General features: G+C 65.6%; 2 protein-coding genes. One reads left to right on the forward strand and one right to left on the reverse strand.

Annotated features, from left to right (window positions below):
* Positions 1-294, forward strand: a 294-nt coding sequence (locus tag RNB18_RS51130) for a methyltransferase (protein WP_311720938.1), incomplete at its 5' end; no start/stop codon positions are given.
* Here RNB18_RS51130 and RNB18_RS51135 read toward each other — a convergent pair.
* Positions 291-486, reverse strand: a 196-nt coding sequence (locus tag RNB18_RS51135) for a hypothetical protein (RefSeq protein WP_311720939.1), incomplete at its 5' end; no start/stop codon positions are given. The genes RNB18_RS51130 and RNB18_RS51135 overlap by 4 nt on opposite strands.

Below are 486 nucleotides of genomic sequence, written 5' to 3' on the forward strand. Positions count from 1 at the left end.
CTGCTGAAGAACATCATTCACGACTGGCCCGACGACGAGGCGTTGGCGATCCTGCGCAATGTGCGGGCGGCGGCCGCGCCGGGCGCCACCCTGCTGCTGATCGAAGGTGTGATCCCCGACCACGACCGGGAGTTCCTGGGCAAGTGGACCGATATGGAGATGCTGATCGGCATCGCCGCCCGCGAACGTACCGCGGCCGATTACCGAAAGCTCTACGAGCAGGCTGGATTCCGGCTCACGCGTGTGGTCGAGACGGCGTCACCGTTCAGCCTCGTGGAGGGTGTGGCGGTCTAGTCGTCGTTCGCGCACGGCGAGGTGGCGGCCACATTGAGTCCGTAGATACCGCCCGCCGTGGTTTCGGCCTTGACCGAGACGATGTACCCGCGGCCGTCCTCGTAGGCCTTGCTGTTCGGCGGTTCTGGTTCCGGCCGGGTCCACGGGATGGGGGCAAAGCCTTCGTCGACCAGGGTTTCGATGCGTTTGAGC

The organism is Streptomyces doebereineriae (assembly GCF_031845645.1).
GTDB classification, from domain to species: domain Bacteria; phylum Actinomycetota; class Actinomycetes; order Streptomycetales; family Streptomycetaceae; genus Streptomyces; species Streptomyces canus.